Origin of the sequence: Marinobacter sp. ELB17 (assembly GCF_000169375.1) — a bacterium.
Classification (GTDB): domain Bacteria; phylum Pseudomonadota; class Gammaproteobacteria; order Pseudomonadales; family Oleiphilaceae; genus Marinobacter.
Genome location: NZ_AAXY01000011.1, coordinates 44,286 through 68,077, shown reverse-complemented (window position 1 = coordinate 68,077; position 23,792 = coordinate 44,286). Strand labels below are relative to the sequence as shown.

General features: G+C 56.6%; 19 protein-coding genes. 4 read left to right on the top strand and 15 right to left on the bottom strand.

From position 1 onward, the window contains the following. Window positions 1–104: 104 nt before the first annotated feature. Window positions 105–1,034, top strand: coding sequence for a LysR family transcriptional regulator (locus MELB17_RS13770; RefSeq protein WP_036184800.1), 930 nt, complete (start codon window positions 105–107; stop codon window positions 1,032–1,034). Here the strand turns inward: MELB17_RS13770 and MELB17_RS13765 are convergent. Both MELB17_RS13765 and MELB17_RS13760 read right to left on the bottom strand, forming a co-directional pair. Then, window positions 1,031–1,387 (bottom strand): hypothetical protein, encoded by a 357-nt coding sequence (locus MELB17_RS13765; protein ID WP_007350879.1) that lies wholly within the window; start codon window positions 1,385–1,387, stop codon window positions 1,031–1,033. The genes MELB17_RS13770 and MELB17_RS13765 overlap by 4 nt on opposite strands. A 69-nt stretch (window positions 1,388–1,456) precedes the next feature. Beyond that, window positions 1,457–2,224: an EAL domain-containing protein gene (locus MELB17_RS13760; protein WP_007350878.1), complete on the bottom strand. Its 768-nt coding sequence runs from the start codon at window positions 2,222–2,224 to the stop codon at window positions 1,457–1,459. Window positions 2,225–2,400: 176 nt separating this feature from the next. Here MELB17_RS13760 and MELB17_RS13755 point away from each other — a divergent pair, with 176 nt between their 5' ends. After that, window positions 2,401–3,555 (top strand): isocitrate/isopropylmalate dehydrogenase family protein, encoded by a 1,155-nt coding sequence (locus MELB17_RS13755; RefSeq protein WP_007350877.1) that lies wholly within the window; start codon window positions 2,401–2,403, stop codon window positions 3,553–3,555. Window positions 3,556–3,578: 23 nt separating this feature from the next. Here MELB17_RS13755 and MELB17_RS13750 read toward each other — a convergent pair whose 3' ends face one another. Both MELB17_RS13750 and MELB17_RS13745 read right to left on the bottom strand, forming a co-directional pair. Continuing rightward, window positions 3,579–4,148 (bottom strand): DUF1439 domain-containing protein, encoded by a 570-nt coding sequence (locus MELB17_RS13750; RefSeq protein ID WP_007350876.1) that lies wholly within the window; start codon window positions 4,146–4,148, stop codon window positions 3,579–3,581. A 96-nt stretch (window positions 4,149–4,244) separates the two neighbouring features. After that, window positions 4,245–5,471, bottom strand: coding sequence for a pyridoxal phosphate-dependent aminotransferase (locus MELB17_RS13745; RefSeq protein WP_007350875.1), 1,227 nt, complete (start codon window positions 5,469–5,471; stop codon window positions 4,245–4,247). 182 nt (window positions 5,472–5,653) lie between these two features. Here MELB17_RS13745 and MELB17_RS13740 point away from each other — a divergent pair, with 182 nt between their 5' ends. Continuing rightward, a complete protein-coding gene (locus MELB17_RS13740; protein ID WP_007350874.1) occupies window positions 5,654–6,637 on the top strand; it encodes a D-2-hydroxyacid dehydrogenase in 984 nt (327 codons plus the stop codon). A gap of 84 nt (window positions 6,638–6,721) precedes the next feature. Here MELB17_RS13740 and MELB17_RS13735 read toward each other — a convergent pair whose 3' ends face one another. The 4 genes from MELB17_RS13735 to nudC all read right to left on the bottom strand — a co-directional run bounded on the left by MELB17_RS13735 (window position 6,722) and on the right by nudC (window position 11,314). Next, the gene (locus MELB17_RS13735) at window positions 6,722–7,387 is read right to left on the bottom strand and encodes a LuxR C-terminal-related transcriptional regulator (RefSeq protein ID WP_007350873.1); all 666 of its coding nucleotides are present in this window, start codon (window positions 7,385–7,387) and stop codon (window positions 6,722–6,724) included. A gap of 55 nt (window positions 7,388–7,442) precedes the next feature. Further along, entirely contained in the window at window positions 7,443–9,389 is a 1,947-nt protein-coding gene (acs, locus tag MELB17_RS13730; protein WP_007350872.1) for an acetate--CoA ligase, read from the bottom strand. A 216-nt stretch (window positions 9,390–9,605) separates the two neighbouring features. Next, window positions 9,606–10,448 carry a glutamate racemase gene (gene murI / locus MELB17_RS13725; RefSeq protein ID WP_007350871.1) on the bottom strand — a complete coding sequence of 281 codons (843 nt, stop codon included), beginning with the start codon at window positions 10,446–10,448 and terminating at the stop codon, window positions 9,606–9,608. Beyond that, entirely contained in the window at window positions 10,445–11,314 is an 870-nt protein-coding gene (gene nudC, locus MELB17_RS13720; RefSeq protein WP_007350870.1) for an NAD(+) diphosphatase, read from the bottom strand. The genes murI and nudC overlap by 4 nt, the downstream gene beginning before the upstream one ends. Before the next feature lie 199 nt (window positions 11,315–11,513). Here nudC and plsB point away from each other — a divergent pair, with 199 nt between their 5' ends. After that, window positions 11,514–13,988 carry a glycerol-3-phosphate 1-O-acyltransferase PlsB gene (gene plsB, locus MELB17_RS13715; RefSeq protein ID WP_007350869.1) on the top strand — a complete coding sequence of 825 codons (2,475 nt, stop codon included), beginning with the start codon at window positions 11,514–11,516 and terminating at the stop codon, window positions 13,986–13,988. Window positions 13,989–13,998: 10 nt separating this feature from the next. Here the strand turns inward: plsB and MELB17_RS13710 are convergent, their stop codons facing one another. The 7 genes from MELB17_RS13710 to relA all read right to left on the bottom strand — a co-directional run bounded on the left by MELB17_RS13710 (window position 13,999) and on the right by relA (window position 23,775). Continuing rightward, window positions 13,999–14,802, bottom strand: a complete 804-nt coding sequence (locus tag MELB17_RS13710; protein ID WP_007350868.1) for a class I SAM-dependent methyltransferase — start codon at window positions 14,800–14,802, stop codon at window positions 13,999–14,001. Continuing rightward, the gene (gene tsaB / locus MELB17_RS13705; RefSeq protein WP_007350867.1) at window positions 14,802–15,560 is read right to left on the bottom strand and encodes a tRNA (adenosine(37)-N6)-threonylcarbamoyltransferase complex dimerization subunit type 1 TsaB; all 759 of its coding nucleotides are present in this window, start codon (window positions 15,558–15,560) and stop codon (window positions 14,802–14,804) included. Before tsaB ends, MELB17_RS13710 begins: the two co-directional genes overlap by 1 nt. A gap of 4 nt (window positions 15,561–15,564) precedes the next feature. After that, the gene (gene adk / locus MELB17_RS13700) at window positions 15,565–16,218 is read right to left on the bottom strand and encodes an adenylate kinase (RefSeq protein WP_007350866.1); all 654 of its coding nucleotides are present in this window, start codon (window positions 16,216–16,218) and stop codon (window positions 15,565–15,567) included. A gap of 294 nt (window positions 16,219–16,512) precedes the next feature. Next, the gene (locus MELB17_RS13695) at window positions 16,513–17,877 is read right to left on the bottom strand and encodes an HDOD domain-containing protein (RefSeq protein WP_007350865.1); all 1,365 of its coding nucleotides are present in this window, start codon (window positions 17,875–17,877) and stop codon (window positions 16,513–16,515) included. Between the two features lie 53 nt (window positions 17,878–17,930). Further along, window positions 17,931–20,600, bottom strand: a complete 2,670-nt coding sequence (ppc, locus tag MELB17_RS13690; RefSeq protein ID WP_083796395.1) for a phosphoenolpyruvate carboxylase — start codon at window positions 20,598–20,600, stop codon at window positions 17,931–17,933. Between the two features lie 95 nt (window positions 20,601–20,695). Beyond that, window positions 20,696–21,544 (bottom strand): nucleoside triphosphate pyrophosphohydrolase, encoded by an 849-nt coding sequence (gene mazG / locus MELB17_RS13685; protein WP_007350863.1) that lies wholly within the window; start codon window positions 21,542–21,544, stop codon window positions 20,696–20,698. Next, window positions 21,544–23,775: a GTP diphosphokinase gene (relA, locus tag MELB17_RS13680; protein ID WP_007350862.1), complete on the bottom strand. Its 2,232-nt coding sequence runs from the start codon at window positions 23,773–23,775 to the stop codon at window positions 21,544–21,546. Before relA ends, mazG begins: the two co-directional genes overlap by 1 nt. Between the last annotated feature and the right edge of the window lie 17 nt (window positions 23,776–23,792).

Below are 23,792 nucleotides of genomic sequence, written 5' to 3'. Positions count from 1 at the left end.
CGCACAGGCAGTGTAGGCACAGGCAAAGTATTACGCGACTGAATTATTTTTATCCTTTACCATTAGTAAAATTGATATCACTGCGCATCTCAGGGATGAAAAACATGGCGGCAAACCGGCCAGACCTGAATCTACTTCAGGTTTTTGACACTATTTATCGCGAGGGCAGTCTGACCCGCGCCGCCAAGACCCTGCACCTGACCCAGCCAGCGCTCAGCCACTCGCTGGCGCGGTTGCGGGCCTGGTTTAATGACCCATTGTTCAGCCGCCAAGGCAATCGCATGGTACCTACGCCGCTGGCCACCCGGTTTATAGAGTCCATGCGGCCAGGGCTCAACCAGATACACAGCGCCGTCGCTCAGTTCCATAGCTTTGACCCGACACATCAGCGGAAGACGTTTTCGCTGGCTCTGCGCGACATTTTGGAATCGACATTTTTGCCCCAGCTGATGGCGCAGCTGGCGCCCTACCCGGATCTGGGCATTGTTAGCCAAAGAGTGGCGCGCCGGGACATGGAAAGCCAACTGGCGGCGGGAAAGCTGGACTTTGCGATTGACGTGCTGCTGCCGGTGAGCGAGCACACCGGCCACCAATGGTTGCACCAGGACCCGCTGGTGGTACTGGCGCGCAAAGACCACCCGTGGGTGACTATGGCGCCGACCGAGACCAGTGACGAGTTATCGACTGAGCGCTATTTGGCTGCGTACCTGCAAGCACAGCACGTACTGGTGTCGTCGCGGGCCACAGGTTCAGGAGTGGAGGATTTCGAGTTATCAAGACTGGGACTGCAGCGGGATATACGTCTGCGCTGTCAGCACTATTTTGCAGCCTGCCGGGTGGTCGCCAACACCGAACTGTTGCTGACCATGCCGGCGTCTTACGCGCGACTACTGGCCAGCCACCACGACCTTGCCGTTATGCCAACGCCAGCCCCACTGCCGCCGGTGAATGTTCATTTGTACTGGCACAAAGCCTATGAGCAAGAACCCGCACTGGTGTGGTTTCGCCAAAAACTGATACGTGACCAGCCTTAATAGGCGCCGACCAATCCCAGAAAACCGAAGAAACCGGCTGCGGTAATGCCCAATGAGGCAACCACAATCGCAAACCCCCACCAAATTGCCTTACCCGAGTCCACGGCCAGATCATACCCCTGCAGGGTCCGGTAAAACGCCCAAGGCCCTAATACAAAAGCGCCCACAATGGCGAACACCAGGCCCACACTGATACCCACAAAAGTCCAGGTGGCCAAGTTGTTGGCGCGCTCCTGCAACTGTTCGGTAACACCCTGACGCTGCAAAAACATTCGGCAAAATAGCCAAACCAGAGCAAACAAAATGGCCACAAAAACGGCGCCACCGATAACGGTCAAAATTCGATAAAACACAAGCACCTGCCTTGGTAGAAAGAAATAAACAACACGCTTGTGCAGTGCACAGGCACACGTTTGAGCGAATTAATCCTCCGGAAAAAAGGGTTCCGGCAGCTCCTCAAAACCTGGCCGGGCGAACAAGTAGCCTTGAAACAGGCTAATCCCTCTGTGCCGAAGCCAGCGGTATTCCTCCATGGTTTCTACGCCCTCGGCGATCACCCGAGTGCCCAACTGGTCCGACATGACCAGAATACCGTTAACCACTGCTTGTTGGTTATTATTACGCTCAATACCACGCAACAGAGTCATATCCAGCTTAATCAGGTTCGGCGGGCTGGCAATGATCACGTTCATACGCGAATAGCCAGCGCCAAAATCGTCCAGCGCAACCTGAAAGCCCATCTCGCGGTAAGCGTTGATAATCGACACCAAATGGTCCGCATCGGTGAGCGCCTCATTTTCGGTCAACTCGAAGATCAGTTTTTTGGTATCAAAATTATAGGTTTTTGCCGCCGCCAGAGTGGTACGGATGCAGCTTTCAGGTTGGTAGACTGCGTTGGGCATGAAATTGATGCTCAACCGGGTTTGCAGCTTCAGGTGTGCCGCCAACTTTACTGCTTTGACCCTGCACCTCTGGTCAAACGAGTACCTGTTGCGTTCGTTTACGCGGTTCAAAATAGTGTGAGCGCCCTCGCCTTGGGTGCCACGCACCAGAGCTTCGTAGGCATACACATCCCGATTGTCTACATCGATAATCGGCTGAAATGCGAATGAAAAGGAAAAGTCCAGCCCCTCATCACAGTCGCATTCGCCACAACGGTCTTTTCCATGTAGATTTTCAGGCAACATCATTTTTTGCTCTTCTCATGTATTTATAGACGACCACTATTTACGCTCACTATAGTCGTCACCCGCTGAGCCGTAAATAACTCATCGAATCAGCCGGTGGCATTGGCGGCCATCACAGCTACACTCATCACAACTACGCTACAGTAGTGCTTTTTTTGCTTACCGGCCAAGGAGTTTTAATGTCTGCTACAACCAACATCGCTATCACACCCGGCGACGGTATTGGCCCGGAAGTGGTCAATCAAGCTGTTAATTGCCTCGCATTATTACGCCAGCGCTTCAAACTGGATCTGGACTGGCACCAATTCCCCTGGCCCTCACACCATTGGCACCAGCAACACGGCGAATCCATGCCTGCTGACGCTCTGGAACAACTAGGCGCCTTTGATGCCATTTTGCTGGGCGCTCTGGGCGACCCTGGCCCGGTGACCGATCACAATCGTTATCTGTTGTCTGACAGCGTGTCGCTGGCGCCGTTACTGCAGATCCGTAAGGGCTTTGACCAGTGGGCGTGCGAGCGGCCCGCGCGCTTGCTGCCCGGCGCTCGCCAGTATCTAGCGGACGATCGCGCCCGCGACATCGACATGCTGGTCATTCGGGAAAACTCAGAGGGAGAATACGTCAGCCAGGGCGGGCGCCTGCGCCAGGGTACGCCCCATGAAGTGGCTACCCAGATTGAAGTATTTACCCATTTCGCCAGCGAACGCATCATTCGTTACGGCTTCGAGCAGGCCCGCGCCCGAGCCATTCACCGCAAGCAACACGACGAGACACGCCAGTTTCAGACATTAGATGGCCGCGTCTGTGACAGCCAGGTTTGCCTCGTAACCAAACGCAACGCCTTGCGTTACTGGGGTGATCTTTATACCGAAGTGTTCGAGCGCATGAGCCTGGAGTACCCGGATGTAGCAACCCATCATGAGCTGGTGGATGCCGCCTGTATGAAGTTCGTGCAAAGCCCGTGGGCGTTCGATGTCGTGGTGGCCAGTAATCTGCAAGGCGACATTTTAACCGATCTGGCCGCGGTGCTGTCCGGCGGCCTGGGGGTGGCGCCATCCTGCAACCTGAATCCCACGGACCCAACCATGCCGTCAATGTTCGAGCCGACTCACGGCAGCGCGCCGGATATTGCCGGCCAGGGCCTTGCGGACCCCACAGCTATGTTATTTACCACCGCGCGCATGCTGGATTGGTTAGCCCATAAAGATCCCACCATGGCCGCGGCAGGCCATGCTCTGTTTGAGGCTACCGCCGCAGACCTGGCACAGCACGGCGGCAAACGACGATCAACCGCTGAGATCGGCGCAGCCGTTTGTGCACGGTTAAACGCCTGACCTCAAAGTAAACACCACTGCGCCTAGTCGGCCATAACAAACTCAAGCCGGCCTGGCGCTACGCGGATATCCATGGGCACCATGCCAAACAGTCGCTGGGCCATGCTGCTATCGTCTAAGCGATATATCGGCATAGTTTCCAGCATTTGCGCCACTACCCGCATAACCGTGTCGGTAACGGGCTTAAGATCACCGCGAAAAAGTGGTGATTCAACGCTGCTTTCCAATAGTTGTAAACGACGAAGATACACCGCCTTTTCAGCGCTGTCATAAACCGGAGCACCCTCCAGCTTCAACGAGATATCCACTGGCAGTTTTGCCATTAAAACGGTCAGGGCTACTTGCCCTTTCAACCCTATTACGGCCACATCACGACCGTCCGGGCCAAGGGTAATGTCCGCGTCATTCAAGCTCAGGCTTAATGGCGAGCCGCTTTGCAACTGCTTGCGATCGTAGTCGCGCACAGCATCCTGCAGGTGGCGTTCAAGCTCACCTTCGGAAACTGCGTAAGGAGAAAGGCTGGCGCAACCACTGGCCAGAACGGCCAGCAAGAGAATACTCAAACAGCGTATGGTGTTCAAAAATCCGATCATCAGTGTTGCCTCCGTGGGCTCGGACTCTATCCTGACCCACGGCTGCCAAGCGGGCAAGGCCCGCTTGGCCTTATTGGCTGGCTATTGTCAGATTGATTATAAGTTCTGCTTGGCCATCCACGGAATGATGCGGTCAAACGCCGCATCCAGTTTCTCGCAGGTGGTGGAAAAACTGAAACGCAGGGCATTGGTGCAACCCTCACCAAAGGAGTCTCCCGGCACCACGCACACGCCCGTTTCTTTCAGCATCCGCAGCGCCAGATCCGTACCATCCACATGGGGGGGCAAGTCTGGAAACGCAAAAAACGCACCGCCCGGTTTATAGCCGTTCAGGTGTGGGGTTTGCGCAATCAGGTCCACAATTTTGTCGCGGCGCTCGCGATAAATATTCAACATGTCGGTCACGCATTGCTGATCGCCGTTCAGTGCCGCAACACCGGCGAACTGCGCCGGCGTGTTCGCCACTGACGTCGTAAACATGTGATAGCGCCGCAGCGACTTGATGGCCGCCTGACTGGAAATCACCCAGCCTACCCTCAACCCCGCCATACTATAGGTCTTGGAAAAACTGCTGATGCACATGATGTTGTCTAGATCCACCGCGCAATTGAGCACGCTGGCAAATTTGTCGTCATCAAAAATAAAGTGGTCGTACACCTCATCCGCGTATACCTGAACTCCGCGGTAAGCACACTCCTCTAGAATGGCTTCCACGGTTGAACGCGGATACACCGCTCCGGTGGGGTTATTCGGATTATTCAGAATCAGCGCGTAGGTGCGCGGCCCAATCGCTCGGATAACGTCGTTCGGATCTAACTGGTGGTTGTTTTCCACGTGAGTCGGCACATATTTCACCTCACCACCGTTCATGCGGATTAGCGGCGCGTACAGCAGAAAAGACGGATCTGTAACCAGAAACTGACGCCCGGGTGCGGCGGTTGCAGCTATGGCCAGGTACATAGCCTCGGTGGCGCCATTGGTTACCAGGATGTTGTCGCGAGTAAGCTTGCGGTTGTAACGTTTGCTGTAATAATCGCGCAGAGCTATTACCAATTCTGGTAGGCCCGCATCCATGGTATAGCCGGTTTGGCCTGCGTGAAGAGCATCCACATAGGCATCAATAATATGCTTTGGCGTGGGCAAGTCAGGCTGACCAATGGACAGATGAATCACGTCTTTCATGGTGGCCGCCAGATTCACCATACGACGGATACCAGGTACGGGAACCGCCTGCATAGCAGGGTTCCAGCTGGCTTTGGTTTTGCGATATTTGACGGTTCTGCTTTTGGCCTGGCTGCTTTCGTGGTTGGCGGACGCCACCATAAATTAACTCCTACAAGCTGCGACGAGGTGAGACGGAAAGTTCCGCTGAAACTGCAGGTTAGTCTCGTTACGCAGGCTCTACAAGCACGCATCTGCAGGTTGACCCCAGCCCATGTGCTGTCCAGACTGTAAGCACACTCGCTAATCCATTCAAGCCCCAGGGCTCAAGGGAAAAAACACTCATGGCCACACAGAAAAAACCGGTGATTACCATTCTGACTGCGCCCGGTGATCCGCAACCCGAGGGATTACATGCTTTGCGGTCGCGAGTAGAAATACGTCACGCCTGGGACGAGAAAACCCTGAAAAATACCCTGCCCGGGACCTCGGTGCTGTTGGTCACTGATTTTCGTACAGAAGCGCTGGAAGCCGCCTGGCACTGCGCCGATGAGCTGCGTTGGATTCACGCCACCAGCGCCGGCGTGGATGCGCTGATGTTCCCGGCGCTGGTGAGCAGCAAGGTGATGGTCACCAACGCCCGCGGTATTTTCGATCGCACGATTGCCGAGTATGTATTGTGTACCATCCTCATGTTTGCCAAGGATTTTCCGGCATCATTGCGATTTCAGTCAGCGCATCGCTGGCAGCACCGCGACACGGAAAGAGCAGAAGGCAAACACGTGCTGGTGGTGGGTGCCGGCTCCATCGGTCGACAAATTGCCCGCCTAACGAAGGCCATTGGCATGAACCCCCATGGCATCGCCCGCAGCGCCCGCCCGCAAGATGCAGACTTCGTTGCGGTACACGCCAACGATCAGCTCCATGAGCAACTTGGCAAAGCTGACTACGTGGTCATTGCGGCACCGCTGACACCACAGACCGAGGGCCTTTTTGACAGCGTCGCCTTTGCCGCGATGCGCAAGGAAGCACGCCTGATCAACATTGGTCGCGGCCCGATTGTTAAAACCGATGACCTGATCGCCGCTCTCGAACAGGGCCAGATTGCCGGTGCCGCGTTGGACGTGTTTGAAGAAGAACCCCTGCCGGCCGACCATCCGCTATGGGATCGGGAAAATGTGATCATGACGGCCCATATGGCCGGCGATTTTATTGGCTGGCGGCGAGCTCTGGTGGATCAGTTCCTGCAGAACTTTGATCGCTGGCACCAGAATAAAGAGGTGTTCAATCGCGTTGACAAAGGATTGGGCTACGCTGCCAAAGGTTGAAAATACGGCGCCGAACAAAAACAAAAAGAAACAAAAAAGCCGACGGCTATGGCAGCACGTCGGCCTTTTGTTACCCATTTTAGGTTAGCTGCCCGAGAGCGACTGCTCCGACGGGTCAATCTCCATCTGCTGAATGGCAATCACAGCCTGGGTGCGATTACGCACACCCAGTTTGCGGAAAACCGCCGTAATGTGGGCTTTGATCGTGGCTTCAGACACATCCAGATCGTAAGCGATCTGCTTATTCAACAGGCCTTCGGCCAACATACCCAAAACACGAAACTGCTGTGGTGTGAGTGACGCCAGTTTCTCGGAAAAATCGGTGGCATCTGAATGCATGCGTTCAATTTTATCCGCGGCGCCCTCAGGCAACCATACATCACCCTGCAGTACGTCCTGAATGGCCTTGGTGATGGTGGGCAGCGGCGCCGATTTCGGAATGAAGCCAGACGCTCCATAGTCGATTGAACGACGCACTACCTGCAACTGCTCCGAACCCGACACCACCACCACCGGCAAGCCAGGATACTGCCCGCGCATGAAAACCAGCCCAGAGAAGCCGTGAGCACCCGGCATGTTCAGATCCAGTAACACCAAATCGGCATCCGGGTGAGCCTCTATCGCCGCTTGCAGCGCCTTGATGCTGTCAACCTCTACGGTAAGAGCGTCGGGTACTGCCTGGTTCACCGCCTGCTTCAATGCTGCCCGAAACAGTGGGTGATCGTCCGCGACAATAATTGTTTGTGCCATTCCACTGTATCCTTGACGGTGCCGGCGCTTGCCGAGCGATTACTTTGACTAACGGCTACTTTGACTGACGGCTGCTGATCAGATCATCGACGACGCCCGGGTCGGCCAGTGTAGACGTGTCTCCCAACTGATCGTACTCGTTGGCAGCAATTTTACGCAAAATGCGGCGCATAATCTTGCCTGAACGGGTTTTTGGCAAGCCCGTTGCCCACTGAATAACGTCCGGGGAGGCAATAGGGCCAATTTCTTTGCGCACCCATTGTACCAGCTCTTTTTTCAACTCGTCGGTCGGCTCTTCGCCCTGCATCAACGTAACATACACGTAGATGCCTTGCCCTTTGATGTCATGGGGATAACCTACCACCGCCGCTTCCGCTACTTTCGGATGGGACACCATGGCACTTTCCACCTCAGCGGTCCCAAGGCGGTGGCCAGATACGTTCAGCACGTCGTCAACCCTGCCGGTAATCCAGTAGTCACCATCGGCGTCACGGCGGGCACCGTCACCGGTAAAGTACATGCCTTTGTAAGCGCTGAAGTAGGTCTGAATGAAACGTTCATGGTCGCCATAAATGGTTCGCATCTGCCCGGGCCAGCTGTCCATAATCACCAGATTGCCTTCGGCTTCGCCTTCCAGCAACGTGCCTTCGGCGTCTACCAGGGCCGGCTGAACACCGAAGAATGGCACGGTCGCAGAGCCCGGTTTCAAATCGGTAGCGCCCGGCAGAGGGGAGATCAGGATACCGCCGGTTTCGGTTTGCCACCAGGTATCAACAATCGGGCATTCGCCATTGCCCATGACCCGGTGGTACCACTTCCAGGCTTCAGGGTTGATGGGTTCACCTACCGAACCCAAAATTCTCAGGCTGCTGCGGTTGGTGCCATCCATGCAACTTTCGCCTTGGGCCATCAGTGCTCGAATGGCTGTGGGCGCGGTGTACAGGATGTTCACCTGGTGCTTGTCGACCACCTGGCCCATGCGCGAGCTGTCCGGGTAGTTGGGCACACCTTCAAACAGCAGCGTAGTGGCGCCGTTGACCAAGGGGCCATACAGAATATAACTGTGCCCGGTAACCCAACCGAAGTCGGCGGTGCACCAGTACACATCACCATCGTGATAATCAAAAATGTATTGGTGGGTCATGGAGGCGTACACCAAGTAGCCACCGGTGGTGTGCAACACACCCTTGGGCTCGCCGGTAGAACCGGAGGTGTACAGCATGAACAGCGGGTCTTCGGCGTTCATGGGCTCGGGCTCGCAGTCTGCCGAAGCATTGGCCATCAGGTCTTCGTAGCGCTGGTCGCGGCTTTCTGTCCAAGCAATATCGCCGCCGGTACGAGTGACCACAATAACGGTTTTTACCGTGTGGTGATCGTCGTTTTTAAGCGCCGCGTCGACGTTCTTTTTAAGCGGAATTTTGCGGCCGGCGCGAAGGCCTTCATCGGCGGTAATCACGATGTTGGATTTGCCGTTAACCACTCGGGAGCCAAGTGCTTCTGGTGAAAAGCCGCCAAAGACCACCGAATGGATAGCGCCAATACGGGTACACGCCAACATAACCACGGCGGTTTCGACGATCATCGGCATGTAAATGGTGACAACATCGCCTTTTTTAACCCCCTGGCTTCTCAGCACGTTGGCAAATTTGCACACTTGCTCGTGCAGTTCGCGGTAGCTGACGTTGCGGGAGTCCGACGGGTCATCGCCTTCAAAAATGATGGCGGTCTGGTCACCACGGCTTTCCAGATGGCGGTCCAGGCAGTTGACAGAAGCGTTCAGCTCGCCATCTTCAAACCATTTGATGGACAACGCATCGTAATCATAAGTGGTGTTTTTGACCTTGGTAAACGGCTTGATCCAGTCTACGCGCTTGCCATGCTCGGCCCAGAACTGATCTGGGTTTTCGATGGACTGCTTGTACATCGCCTGGTACTGGTCTTTATTAATCAGCGCGTGTTTTGCCACTTCCGGGGTTACCGGATACACCTGCTTATCAGTCATGCTGCTCCCCTTTTTCCTGGTCTATTGTCATTATGGTTTTTAAATTCAGAGCGAACGGGCCTAACGGCCCGCCATCGGGATGCCCATATTTCACTACAGTTCACCACGCCGATGGCCTTTTGTTGAATTAGACGAACGTACTAATTAACGTGAACGTGTGGCAAAGTTGCGAAAAATGACGCTAACAAGACGACAAATTGCGAGCTTACGTCGGCTTTAAATATGGCCCCAAAAACCCACTATAGCACCGGGAGCAAGGCCCAGGCCGGTCATGAAACATTCTATTCCGGGCGGCGCAGACGCGCTGAACAACGCCTGCTGCAAAGGCTTTGGCGGCATGCCCGGCTGCAGCCGCGATGTGAGCGCTTGCGGTTGCGCCGACTTTAAGAAGGCGAGCAACTGCTCTACCCTGCGCGCGATGGCATCACCACTGTCGACCCAAAACCGCACACCGGGTGCTGCCTGCTTCAAGGCAGGTAGCAGCAGTGGATAATGCGTGCAACCCAGTACCACCGTGTCTACCCCTGCGAGCTCAAACGGAACCAGAATCTCAGCCAGCCGAGACTGCGGCACGGGCTCGCCCCGCGCCAGCCCCTCCGCCCAATGCACCAGACTTGGGTGCCCAATACGACTCACCTGGCAGTCAGCTGCGTAATCCGCAATCAGCTGATCCAGATACGACCTTGCCACCGTGGCCGGCGTAGCCAGTATCCCGATGCGGCGATTAACACTGATCGCCGCCGCCGGTTTGATGGCTGGCACAACACCCACAACCGCCTCCGATACACATTGACGCAACGCGGGCAACGCCACTGTACTGGCAGTGTTGCAGGCTAAAACCACAATCTGGCAATCAAACTGCGACAGAGCGCTGGTTACCAGGTTGCAGGTGCGCCTGGTAACCTCCTCTTCGGGTTTGTCGCCATAGGGAAACCCTGCGTTGTCCGCCAGATACACCAGAGGCAAATGCGGGCACCGGCGTCGAATGCTGGCAGCCACGCTGAGCCCGCCTACACCCGAATCAAACACCAGCACACTGGGGAGCGACGCTTCGTTCACCGATTCGCCCCGCCCGCAATGTCCGCCAGAATTTCCTCAGCCATATCATGAATCAACTGCCCGGAAATAGTGGTTAATGGCGGTATTGGCGGCGTGTGATCTGGCACAAACCAGCCTGCGTCTGCCAACTCATCCTGCTGCAAAACCAGCTCGCCACTTTCATAGTCAGCAAAAAACCCGGCCATCAGCTGATGGGGAAACGGCCAGGACTGTGACAACCGATAGCGTATATTGGACACCTGCAAACCGGTCTCTTCCTTAACCTCGCGGGCCACCGCTTGCTCCAGGCTTTCGCCGGGCTCAACGAAGCCCGCAATCAGGCTGTACATGGGCCTGCGCGTGCGGGACGAACGCGCCAGCAGCATGCGCTCGCCGCGGCGAATAACCACAATCACGCAGGGAGCAACCCGCGGATACCAGGGTATTTCACAAGTTTGGCACCAGCATGCGCGCTCGCGGGCGTGAATGACGGTGGCCGTGCCACAGCGTCCGCAGAACCGTTGGTCGCGCCACCAATGCGCTAGCTGCACCGCGATGCTGACCAGCGCTACCGGGGCGTCATCGGTGTGCAAAATCACGTCGCGCAGCAACAATGGCTCCAGGCCTGCCAGGGCGCCGTCTGTCTGATTGACCACAAACAGCGGCCGATCCTGGAACTGGCCCAACGAAACCGCACTGGCGGACAGCGAAGCCACCTCATCGGCGGCCACCGTCTGCAACCAACCGTTGGCGGGTTTCAGCACCATATCGCCGCTTACTCGCAACACCCAGTCACCAGTTTGCAACGGTTGTGGCGCCCAACCGGCAACCCAATTTGCTTCAAGCTCGCGACCGCTTTGATAGGGTGGAACGTTTCTCTTAGACATGATGACAACCCGATCCTGATATAACACCGGTGCATGCTGTTTGCGCCGGCCCTGAAATTGTTGGCTTTAATGTATCATAGCGCCTGCGGCCAAAGCACAGACAGCGTCCGCACCGTCAGCACAGAATGACGGGCCGCTTTGCCGCCGCGCGCCGAGCCGGTAAACTCGACAGCTGAATTTCTACGGAGCAACACCCCCCATGGCATTTTTCCAGGGCATTCGCCGCCTGATTCTCGCCATTTTTCGAAAAATCCTGTTTCTTTGGGTGCGCACCCAGGTTGCCGGTGCCACGCCCGAAGCCCTGGGCCTGAACCCAAAGCAGCCAGTGTGTTACGTATTGCAATACAGCTCGCTGTCCAGTTGCCTGGTGTTAGAGCAAGAAGTTCTGCGCGCAGGTTTGCCCCACAATACCCGCAAGAAAACGCCGAAGTCTGCTGCCGTGCCCTGGTTTGTTTTTCTGTACCACCGCGTGGGCAGGCTTCTTCGGGGCGGGCGCCAAACGCTGGTAGGCACTGATAACTTCAAGGCGGTGGTTCGGCACGCTATCAAAAACCCCGATCAAGATTGGCATATTGTTCCGGTATCGCTGTTCTGGGGGCGCTCGCCGGACAAAGAAAAGTCACTATTCAAACTTTTGCTATCAGACACCTGGTCGGTGGTGGGCCGCTTGCAAAAATTTTTAATCATTCTGGTGAACGGCCGCAACACTTACGTACAGTTCGACAAAGCGCTGCGCCTACAGCCGCTGTTGGAGGAATATCGCGACAGCGAAGAACTGGCCAGCCGCAAGCTAGCGCGGCTGCTGCGCACTCACTTTCGCCGGGTTCGCCAGGCCGTATTAGGACCAGACCTGTCGCACCGCCGCACACTGGTCGAAGATCTGTTGCGCACACAGGCCGTAAAGCAGGCCGTCCGTGACATCGCCGCGCAGCAAAACATGGCCGAAGACAAAGCACAGCTTAAAGCCTACAAATACGCCGACGAAATCGCCGCCAACATGTCGGTAGCGACCGTCCGCGTTATGGACGTATTACTAACCTGGCTGTGGAATCGCATTTATAACGGCGTTTCGGTGAATAATATTCAAGTAGTCAGAGACGTTGCCCGCGACAACGCGGTTATCTACGTACCCTGCCACCGCTCCCACATTGACTACCTGCTGCTGTCATATGTGCTTTACCAGAACGGCCTGGTACCACCGCACATAGCGGCGGGTATCAACCTGAACATGCCGCTAGTAGGCTCCATACTGCGCCGCGGCGGCGCCTTTTTTATGCGCCGCAGCTTTCGCGACAACCCGCTGTACGCCACTGTGTTCAACGAATACATGCACGTTATGCTAACCCGCGGCTACTCCGTGGAATACTTCGTTGAGGGCGGGCGCAGTCGCACCGGCCGCATGCTGCAGCCACGGCTCGGCATGCTGGCGATGACGGTGCGCAGCTTTTTGCGCAATCACCAGAAGCCTATTGTGTTTGTGCCGGTTTACGTGGGCTATGAAAAAGTGATGGAAGGCCGTTCCTATTTGGGCGAGCTACGGGGCAAGAAAAAACAGAAAGAAAGCGTATTTGGCCTCGCCAAAACCGTACGCAAACTCAATAATTCCTTCGGCCGGGTTGCCCTTAATTTCGGCGACGCCATCCCCTTGACCGAGGTGCTGGACCACACTCAGAGCGACTGGCGCGAACTATCCTATGGCACCGATTACCGGCCACCCTGGCTGAACCAGGCCGTCAGCGCGCTGTCTGCGCGAGTCGCGCAGAACATCAATGCGGCGGTCGCGGTCAATCCCATTGGCATGACCGCGACCGTGCTGCTGGGCAACGAGCGCCCGGCCATGGGTGAAACCCAGCTGGTTCGGTTGATGGACCAGTGCGCAGACCTTCTGCGAGCCTGCCCCTACGCCGACACGGTAACCCTGCCCGACGGCAGCGGCAGCGACTGGCTGGCGTATTCCGAAGCCATGGGGCTGGTGGGCCGTCAGCCGCAAAAGCTGGGGGACATTATCGTTCTGCAAGGCAGTAACGCAATCCTGATGACCTATTATCGCAACAACATTCAGCACCTGTTTGCCCTGCCCTCACTGATTGCCTGCCTGTTCGAAAATCGCCACTCACTGGTGCGGAAAAACATCGTGTTTCTGGCCAGCATTGCCTATCCCTATTTGCAGAGCGAGCTGTTCCTGAAGTACCAAGGCGATGAGCAGGTCACCCATATCATTAACCGCTGGCTGGACGTCCTGATCGCCCAGGGGCTGTTGCTAAAGCAAGAAGATGGACGGATTGCACGACCGGTTGACGGCACTGATGCCATGGTGCGACTCCGCTTACTGTCGCGGTTTATCATCCAGACGCTGGAGCGCTATCACATTGTGGTGGGCATATTACGCCGCTACGGCTCAGGTAAAATCACCACAGAGGCACTGGAGGAGCAAAGCACTCTTCTAGCCGAGCGCATGTCCATTCTGTTTGGTCTGAATGCGCCAGAGTTTTTTGACAAAAACCTGTTTCGCCACTTTATTACCGCATTGCAGAGCAACGACGTGGTTAACACTGACGAACACGGGGTGATTTATTACGACGACAGTCTGGACAAAGTCGCCAAAGATGCGCGATTGGTGCTCAGCGTAGAAAAACAGCAGGCCATTGAAAACGTAACCCGCATGGGGATTTGAAGGCAGATATTCAGGGTAAAGCTCGTAGACTGTAAATATCGTAACGACTGCTCTTGCCTTCTACCCGGGTGGTGGGTGTGACGCCATCTATAGCCGGAGCTTTGCGCGGGCGCTTGACCACCACACGGTAGCGCGCGGCGTTTAGCGCCAGCTGAAGCAACTGTGGCGTATCTTCATCTTGCCCGACGAGGTGGCGGAACACCTGCATTTCCTTTTTCACCAGAGCGGTTTTGTCCTGGTGGGGAAACATTGGGTCCAGATAAATGACATCCGCCAACGCATGTTCCGGCTCGCCGGATTCGGCCTGGCTTAGAAAATCCAGACTGCTGCCGGCACGCAGGTCCATGCGCGCAATTACCGGCGCGCACTCAACGTTGAGTGCCGCGCGGGCCAAGCCGTCTTGCAGCAAGGCGTGAATAACGGGGTGGCGTTCAAACAGAGTCAACCGGCAGCCCAGGCCCGCCAGAATAAACGCGTCCTGGCCCAGGCCTGCAGTGGCATCCAGCACGTGCAAAGGGGTGCGGGTTTTATGCAGACCCACCGCCCGCGCCACCAGTTGCCCGGTGCCACCGCCGTGTTCGCGACGAAAGCCCATTTTACCGCTAACGAATTCGGCCCGAACAGGGCCTGGCGCGCCCTTCCCCGTTAACTGCAAGGCCAGCCCTTGCTCATCCAGGGTCAACAGCAAAGGGACACTTGTCACGCGGCGCGGATCTGTGGCGGCCACCATAGACACACCTAGCTCTGTGGCCAACTCCTGTGCACGGTGCTTGTCGCCTAGCGCAGAACAGGCTACGGCCAGAGAATCCTGCATTATTCGCGGCCGGGCAGTTTTTGCCAGGTTACTTCGTCGCGCAGGTACACAGGCTGGGCCTGCTCTGCCGAAACACCGGCACCCGCGGCAAACTGTTTGGCAGCCAGGCGGGCAACGCACGCAGCTCTTGGCACCAAATCAATGCTGGGCAAGGCCGCCAACGCAGAGGTCACAGCCACGGGCATCTGTTCGCTCAACGCCCAACCGGAACCTGCGCCAAGCCAATCGGCGTTGTCGGCTCTGGCATGGGCACCTCCAACGTCGCCGGCAGAGCTTTCTGCTGCTGGCATTGCCAGCGCGGCTGGTGCGCAAACCCGCTCTTTTCCGAGCAGTACCGGTGCGCCATCAAGCAGCTGATAACAGCCCCAGTACACTTCGCCCATACGTGCGTCAAAGGCCACCGCCACGCGCTGGCCGTGAGCGGCACCTGCCTGGGTAAGAGCATCCAAAGCCACAGCCGCCAATGATGAAACCGATATTACCGGTATATTCAGGCCCCATGCCAGGCCTTGCACTACGCCGGTGGCAATACGCAACCCGGCAAACGAACCCGGCCCGCAGGCGAAAGCGACTACATCAAGGTCAGCAGGCTCCAGCCCGTGTTCCTGCAACAGGCTGCGAACCATAGGCATCAGCAAGCGAGTATGGCCCCGTGGGGCAATTTCAAAACGCTCGTGGGCTAAACCCGCCTCTGCACTGCCCAGCCAGAGCGCCGCCGAGCAGCCTGCGGACGAAGTGTCCAGTGCCAGTAATTTCATTGGTTTACCTCAGCTTGGCGCTGATCTGGGCGCGAATATCGTCCAGACTGCCAATGCCTTCAACTTGAACATAACGTGGCGCGCTGTCCGCATCTTTGGCAACCCAATCCTTGTAGTAACCTATAAGTGGAGCGGTTTGCTGGTGATAAATACCCAGGCGTTTACGCACGGTTTCTTCACTATCGTCTTCACGCTGAATCAACGCTTCGCCAGTTTCGTTGTCTTTGTCTTCCACTTTTGGTGGATCGTATTTGACGTGGTAGATGCGGCCACTGCTTTCGTGCACGCGCCGGCCTGACAGGCGGCTGACAATTTCTTCATCGGCGACGGTGATCTCAACCACGTAATCGATAGCGATGCCCTGGTTTTTCAGCTCTTCAGCCTGAGGAATGGTGCGCGGAAAGCCGTCGAGCAGAAAGCCGTTTTTGCAATCCGCTTTCTGGATGCGCTCGTCAATCAAAGCGATGATAATGTCGTCTGACACCAAACCACCCGAGGCCATCACTTCCTTGACCTTACTTCCCAGATCCGACTCGGCCTTGACCGCGGCGCGCAACATGTCGCCGGTGGAGATCTGAGGAATATCGAACCGCTCTGTCATGAACTGAGCCTGTGTACCCTTCCCGGCGCCCGGGGCGCCCAACATGATGATGCGCATAATTTATGCTCCTGAAATGATGACTAAATTGAAAAAGCTATGGCAAAAACAGGTGCCTTTGCCACAGCCTCTCGACTTTTTTTACCCGAGTTAAAGGTTTAGGGTGGCGCATTATACGAAGTCGAGCCGGCAAGCGAAAGCCGACCTCAGTATCATGCCCGTTTGTATACCGTGGAATACCGAAATGAAGTCTGCCTTGGCCCTGTAGTGATGAAAAAAGCATTAATAGATGATAAGAAGAGCGATAAAGAATAATAAAGATTAGTCAGGAGCAGTCAACCGTGGTTCGCGCTGTTAACTTAGCGCCGCCGCCATAGCGTCGAGATCATCGGCCACATAGGCAATTTCCCCACGGGCCTGTTCCAGATCGCTCTGTTTCAAGCCCAGCCTAGCGGCCAGAGCGTCAGTATCGTCGGGGACAAATTCATCACCAATACCGATGTCTTTAAGAAGGGCGTTTGCCAGCATCACTGCATTCACATAAAGCTGATGCTCGCCGCTGTATTCGCCGCACTGGTGCATGGCTGCCGCCTTTATGACCGGCCCGGGCAAGTTCCACAGCCGATGCAGAACACCACCGATGGTGCCGTGGCCCACAGCCATCATGGATTGGTCAGCGCCGCCGAATATCTCCTGCTCCAACTGCTGCATACTGGCTTCTGGTTCGGCGTCACGCAACTCGCTGAGGCGAGCGTACTCTGCCGGAAACAGATGCCCAATAAGAAGCAGCCCGAAATTATGCAAAAGCCCACACATATAGGCCATACCGGATTCGGCACCGCAGCGGCGGGCCAAGCCTGCGCTCAGAAAAGCACAATACAACGAATGGCGCCAGAATTGATCGACCCCTAACGGCCCCTCACGGGGCACATCAAAGGATTTTACTGCGGCAATACCCATAGCCACATGAGCGACCCGCTCAAATCCCAACACGCGTGCAACCGCGTCTTGCACCGAATTGATCTGGCCGCGATAGCCGAACAGCGCCGAGCGGGCGTAACGCAGCAGCTGCGCAGTCATGCTTGGATCTAGCTCAATCACCTCGGCCAACTGTTTTGCAGTCGCCTCTGGCTTGGCCGTCAGTTCCAGAATCCGGAAAGCCAGAGCCGGCATCGGCGGCAGTCGATACAGCTTTTGCAGCCTGGCAGCAATCTCATCCAGCGTTAGCTGGCTTGTGCTGACATCAGGCGCCAGCTCTGTCGCCAGCGGCCCTTTGCGGGCGCCAGCCAAAGCCAGGCGCAGGCCACGCCCCTCCAGCACCAAAAGCCGGCAATTGGAGCCACTGGTGAAGATCGCCTGGGGCAAGTCGTCCACCTGGCTGTCTGCCAGCATAGGCAAATCGTAAGCAGCACCCAGCGGCGGCAGAAAACCCGAATCGCAGTCGTCAAACAGACGGGCAACCTGGCGTTCGGTCAGCACCTGCATCTGACGCCCCGTCAGCCGGTATACCGCGGCTAGATTTACCTCGCCGTGCAGGCGGTGGGTGACCATTAGTGCACCCTTGCTGTCAATCAGCACCGTGCCAGTAATGACCGTCGACAGCGACTGACCGGCGGCGCTGACGGCCGTCTCCAACGTGGTCGCCGGCAACAAGTCAAGCGTCTGAAACGCAATTGCCTTGCGGGCCAGAAACAGCTCAATTCGCGTTGCAGATTGCAAAATTCAACTCCAGCGATGTGCGTTACAAAAACGGCGGAGGTATTTTCGACACCTTAACCGGTGTTGCGCATACCCGCTGAGATCCCTGCCATGGTGACCTTTAGAGCCCTCTCAACCAGTTCCGGCACCTTCCCGTTACGGTCGCCATTATGGCCGCCCTTGCCTTCACTTTGGCGCTCGCGCCGCAGCAGTTCTGCCTGCAGATAATGCAATGGATCGGTGTACGGATTGCGCACATTCATGGAATGAGCAAATACTGGCTCGTCTGCCAGCAGGTGATCCTGCTGTTTCAATTCCAGCACCCGATGAATGCAGCGGCTCAAGCGCTGGCGCAGATTTTCACCCAGGGCCCGCAACGCCGGGTCGTCCACCAAGGTCTGCTCGTAATAGCTGGCGATGCGCAGGTCGGCCTTTGCCAAAACCATCTCCAGCATATCGATGTAAGTGCGGAAAAACGGCCAACCCGCCATCATTTCCCGCAACTGGTCTATACGCTGATCTTCGGCGGCTGCTTCCAGAGCTACGTCGCTGCCCAGCCAAGCCGGCAGCATCAGGCGCATTTGAGTCCAGGCAAATATCCAGGGTATGGCTCTTAGGCTTTCAACGCCACCACCGGCTTTGCGCCGCGCCGGGCGACTGCCCAAGGCCAGCTTGCCCAGCGCCTGCTCCGGGGTAACTTGGCGGAAATAAAGCACAAATTGCGGGTCGTCCCGTACCACGTCGCGATAAGCCTTTAACGAGCGTTCAGTCAACCAGTTCATGGTTTCTCGCCAACTGTCTTCGGGCTGGGGCGGCGGCGCCAGTGTGGCCTCGATGACTGCGGTGGTGTAAAGCGTCAGACTTTGCACGGCAAGATCCGGCATACCGAATTTGAAGCGAATCATCTCGCCCTGCTCGGTAATGCGGAAGCTGCCGTTGACCGATCCCGGCGGCTGCGACAGGATAGCCCGGTTAGCCGGGCCGCCTCCACGACCAACCGTGCCGCCACGGCCATGGAACAAGGTCAAGCGCATATCGTATTCTGCGGCCACTTTTGTCAGCGCTTCCTGGGCTTGGTACTGGGCCCATGCAGCCATCATCTGGCCGGCATCTTTCGACGAATCGGAATAGCCGATCATGACTTCCTGCTTGCCGTCGCAGTATTCGCGATACCAGTCAATCTGATAAAGCTCGGTCATGCTTTGCGGCGCACCGCTCAGGTCATTCAATGTTTCAAATAGCGGTACAACCGCCATCGGATACTGCATGCCCGCCTCGCGCAGCAGCAGAATAACGCTCAGCACATCGGACGGCTTACTGGCCATGGAAATCACATAAGAGCCCAACGCCTGCGGCGTTTGCTCGGCCACCACCTTGCAGGTGGCCAGCACTTCCTCCACTGCTTCACTGGGCTGCCAGTTACGCGGAATCAGCGGGCGACGGCCTTTAAGCTCGCGCACCAGAAACGCCTGCCGTTCTACTTCTGACCAGGCCTGATAATCCCCAAGCCCCAAATAACCCACAATTTCGGCCACAGCCTCAGCGTGACGGGCCGCTTCCTGGCGAATATCGAGACGGCTCAATGGCAAGCCAAAGGTATGGGCACGGCGAATAGTGTCCAGCAGAGGTCCATTGGCGATGTACTCAAGACCACACTCAACCAGTGAGCGGTAGCACAGTTCCAGGGGTTCGGTGAACTCACTGTTGGCGAACAATATGCCGTTGCTGTCGGCGGCAGCGCCGCTAATACTGGCTTCGGCCCAGTCACGGGTGCGGCTGAGCTGGTCGCGTAGCTCGCCCAGAATCTGGCGATAAGGTTCACGGGTATCGCCTACCTTTGATCGCAGCTCATCGCTGGCCTGCCACATAGACAGTTCGGCGCGCAGCGCTGTGATGTCTTTCATGTACAGATCCGCAGCCATCCAGCGGCCCAGCAAAAACACCTTGCGCGTAACCCGGTGGGTGACGTTAGGGTTGCCGTCACGGTCACCGCCCATCCAGGACGCTACCCGCACTGGAGTGGCTTGCAGCGGAAGGCCTTTGCCGGTGGCTTCCAACAGAGCGGTATCCAGGCTTTCGAGGAATCTCGGTAACGCTGACCACAGGCTATTTTCGATCACCGCAAAGCCCCATTTGGCTTCGTCTACCGCGGTGGGGCGATCGTAACGAATTTCATCGGTGTGCCAGGCCTCGGCAATCAGCCGGGTCAAACGGCGCACGATTCCGTCGCGCTCGCTGGGCATCAGATCCTGGTGGTCCAGCTGCTCCAGGCAGTCAGACATGTCGTCGTACTTCATAATCAGTGTGCGGCGGGTCACTTCTGTTGGGTGAGCTGTCAGCACAAACTCGACCCGCAAATTGACCACCTGACGGTGCAGTTCGTCAGCTCTTATGCCGCCAGCTAGCAGACGCTGGAACACCTCGGAGAATGATTCCACCATCAGATCAGCGCTGTGACCGCGATTGCGACGGATGCCATGATATTGCTCGGCCAGGTTGGCCAGGTTCAGAAATTGGTTAAAGGCGCGGGTCACCGGCAGGATTTCATCGTCGCCCAGCTGGCCCAACAAATTCACCAGGCGTTGACCCGAGCCACTTTCCTGAAGCCGGTCTGCTTTGGCGGCAGCTCGCACTTGTTCAATTGTGTCAAAGCACTGCTGCCCGGGATGCTGGCGTATACTCTGCCCTAACAGCTCTCCCAGCATCCTCACGTTTTCCCGCAAATCCGGATGTAATTCAGTCACATTGGCATCCTTTTGTCCTGTTTAGGGCAGCATCAGACTGGTTCCTCGTTAAGATACTAAGGAACCACTGCCGAAGTCTACGCGGCTTGACCGTCTCAGCGCTGACGCTCCACACCTTTCACTGACTGCCAGATGGCGTCCAGCGCCTCTAGGGTTTCGCTGTCCATATCACGACCCTGAGCCACAAGCTCGGCCTCGATGGCGCGAAAACGCGCTTCAAATTTATGATTGGTGCGTTTCAAAGCCTGCTCCGGATTCACCTTCATAAAGCGCGCCAGATTCACGCACACGAACATCACGTCACCCAGCTCATCTTCCAGCGCATCGCGTTCGCCGCTGCCGTCATAGGCAGCCTGCCAGGCTTCTTTCAGCTCATCAATCTCTTCGTGCAGTTTGTCGAACACTGGGGCAATGTCGGGCCAGTCAAAGCCGTGGCGGGCAGCCCGATTTTGCAGCTTTTCAGCCCGCGCCATGGCTGGCAGAGTACGGGCAATAGCGTCCAGACGGCCCGCGGTTTCGGCGCTGTCAGGCGCAGGCTTTAGCGACCGTTCTTCCGCCTTGATGCGTTCCCAGCTCTGTTTGATCCAGTCTTCGCCTGGGCGATTGTGTGGGTCTATCCGGCTCGCCAGCGTGCCTTCGGGGAACACATGGGGGTGGCGGCGGATCAGTTTACGCACCAGATTGTCCACCACCGAATCAAAATCGAAATGCTGCGATTCCTGCCCGATCTGGCTGTAAAAAATGACCTGAAACAGTAGGTCACCCAACTCGTCTTCCAGGTGGGGATAATCCTCGCGTTCGATGGCGTCAGCCACTTCGTAGGCTTCCTCCAGGGTGTGGGGCACGATGGACGCAAACGTCTGGCGGGCATCCCAGGGGCAACCGGTGTCTGGATCGCGCAGGCGTGCCATCAGGATTTTCAAGTCGTCCAGCGAATAGCTCATCAGCGTTTTCTCTTAGCCTCAATGACGTTGGGCAGGTTGCGGATCTGGGACAGCAGTTTGGCCAGTTGTTCCAGATCGGAGATTTCTACAGTGACCGTCAGGTTGGCCGTGTTGTCGTCACGATTGCTCTGGGTGTTTAACGCCAGCACATCGCAGCGCGATGCCGACAGCACCTGGGTGATATCGCGCAAAAGGCCCGAACGGTCGTAGGCGTCAACGCTGATATCCACCGGGTATACCGAGGCCTGGCGCACGCCCCAGCTGACCTCGATAATGCGGTGTGGCTCTGTTTCCACCAGTCCCATGTAGGTGTTGCAGTCCTGCTGGTGAACGGTTACACCGCGGCCAACCGTAATGTAGCCGCCAATATCATCACCCGGTAGGGGCTTGCAGCATTTAGCCACCTGGGTTTTCAGCTGGCCCACACCCACAATGCGAATGTCAGATTCGGTATCGTAAACTTTGCTTTGCTTGCGCAGCTTCAGTTCGGGCTGTTCATGTTTTGGCTCCAGCATTTGCTGGGCCAAATTGGCCACTTGGGCCGGGCGCAGGTCGCCCGCGCCAATGGCCGCACACATGTCTTCAGCGCTGTGGTAATTCACCTTTTTGGCGAGCAGTTCCAGATTGCAGTCATGCAATGACAAACGCTTGAATTCGTCGTCCAGAATGGTACGGCCGTCGCTGATATTACGCCCGCGGTCCTGCTGTTTAAACCAGCTAATGACCTTGGCACGGGAGCGCGAACTCCGAATGTAGCCCAGGTTGGGGTTGAGCCAATCGCGGCTGGGTGTCGCACTTTTAGACGTCAGTATGAACACCTGATCGCCGGTTTTCAGCGGGTAGATCAAGGGCACGATACGCCCGTTGATGCGCGCGCCTCGGCAAGCGTGACCGACTTCTGTATGTACCCGGTAGGCGAAGTCTACGGCGGTGGAACCCTGGGGCAGATCAACCACGTGGCCCTCAGGCGTAAACACGTAAACCCGATCCGATGTCACCTCGGATTTCAGGTGCTCCGTCAAGCCGGACAGATCGCCCAGCTCTTCTTGCCACTCCAGCACCTGGCGCAGCCAGTTTATTTTGGCATCGTAACCGGTAGATTTGTTTTTGGTGTCGGTACCTTTATAAAGCCAATGAGCGCAGACACCCAGTTCGGCTTCTTCGTGCATGTCATGGGTGCGAATCTGCACTTCCATCACCTTGCCTTCCGGGCCGATGACCGCGGTGTGCAGAGACTGGTAACCATTTTCTTTGACGTTAGCGATGTAGTCGTCAAATTCGTTAGGAATATGGCGCCAAAGGCCGTGGACTATGCCCAACACGGCGTAACAGTCGCGTACCTCCGGCACCAGAATACGCACAGCGCGCACGTCATACACCTGGCTGAAATCTATGCCTTTTCTGCGCATTTTGCGCCAGATACTGTAGATGTGTTTGACGCGGCCCGAGACATCGCCTTTGATGCCGGTGCTGCCCAGCTCCGACTCCAGCGCAGCCACCACCCGTTTGATGTAGCTTTCCCGATTCAGGCGCTTTTCATCCAACAGTTTGGCAATTTTCTTGTAAGCGGTTTCGTGCAGGTAGCGGAAAGACAGGTCTTCCAGCTCCCATTTGATATAGCCAATGCCCAGCCGGTGCGCCAACGGGGCATAGATATCAGATACTTCCCGCGCAACCCGCATGCGTTTTTCCGGCAATGCGTCTTTCACTCCGCGAATGGCGCAGGTGCGCTCAGCGAGTTTGATCAGCGCAACCCGCACGTCGTCAACCATAGTCACAAGCATTTTACGCACGTTGTCGAGCTGACCTTCGCTCTGGCCCAGAACATTGCCCTTCAGGGGGTGATGGATAGACGAAATCGCCGCCATCTGCAGTACGCCGCTGATCAGGCCAGCCACTTCGTCGCCAAACTCTTTACGCACGGCTTCCAGCGTTACCCGTTCTTCGCGTACAGCGCGATACAGTACAGCAGCCGTCAGGCTGGCCTGGTCCAGGTGCAGCTCTGCCAGCACTCGAGCCATTTCAATGCCGGTGCGGAAACTGCTGGCGCCGGGGGTCCATTGTCGGTCTTCCCGATAGGCCTGAAGGTCAATGGCCGCGGCTCTTTCGCAAGCCTGGCGCAGCAGGCTGTTATCCTCAAGTCGGGTCTGCTCGGCCAGCTGGCGCACGCATTGGGCAATGTCTACTTCACCGCTGCCGGTCACGGCGTAATCTTCGCGAACTTTTACCATGTCGACTCTTTTCCAGA